Source organism: Vibrio sp. 1288, from assembly GCF_033344475.1.
The window spans coordinates 1-952 of record NZ_JAWPOX010000203.1 but is presented as its reverse complement, the minus strand read 5'-3'; the positions used below and the strand labels follow the sequence as shown (position 1 = coordinate 952).

1 protein-coding gene is annotated in these 952 nt (G+C 48.5%); it reads left to right on the top strand.

Annotated features, from left to right (window positions below; translation table 11 throughout):
• On the top strand, positions 1–952 hold a 952-nt coding region (locus tag R8O11_RS25680; protein ID WP_318194670.1), incomplete at both ends, for a thiamine pyrophosphate-dependent enzyme.

Sequence of the window (952 nt, the reverse complement as noted above, 5' to 3'; positions counted from 1 at the left end):
GATTGATTTGGTCTGTTACCGTCGTCATGGTCACAACGAAGCGGATGAACCGAATGCGACTCAGCCGTTGATGTACCAAAAAATCAAAAAGCACCCAACTCCTCGTAAACTGTACGCCGATGTTCTGATTGATAAGAATGAGTCGGATATTGAAACTGCAACGCAGTTGGTGAACGAGTATCGTGATGCACTTGACCGCGGTGAAGTAGTGGTGAAAGAGTGGCGTCCTATGGCATTGCATTCTGTAGACTGGTCTCCTTACTTGGGACACGAGTGGGATATGCAATGGGAGGCGACCTACGATAAGCAACGCCTTGTCGAACTAGGTAATCGTTTATGTCAGTACCCGGAAAGCCACAAGCTGCAAAGCCGAGTAAACAAGCTGTACAACGATCGCTTAGCAATGATGACAGGTGAGAAGGCTATTGACTGGGGTATGGCTGAAACATTAGCTTACGCGACATTGGTAGACGATGGTAAGCGTATCCGTATTTCTGGTCAGGACTCAGGTCGTGGTACTTTCTTCCATCGTCACTCAGTTCTTCACAACCAATCAGATGCAAGCACTTACATCCCGCTAGCGAATATCCATGACAAGCAGGGGCCTTTCCAAGTTTTTGACTCTGTGTTGTCGGAAGAAGCTGTTCTTGCATTTGAGTACGGTTATGCAACAGCTGAACCTGGCGGTTTAACCATTTGGGAAGCGCAGTTTGGTGACTTCGCTAACGGCGCACAAGTGGTTATTGACCAATTCATTTCGTCTGGTGAGCAAAAGTGGGGACGTTTGTGCGGCCTGACGATGCTTCTGCCTCATGGTTACGAAGGCCAAGGTCCGGAGCACTCATCTGCTCGTCTAGAGCGTTACCTTCAATTGTGTGCTGAGCAAAACATGCAGGTCGTTGTACCGTCAACGCCAGCTCAGGTGTACCACATGATTCGTCGTCAAGTAGTA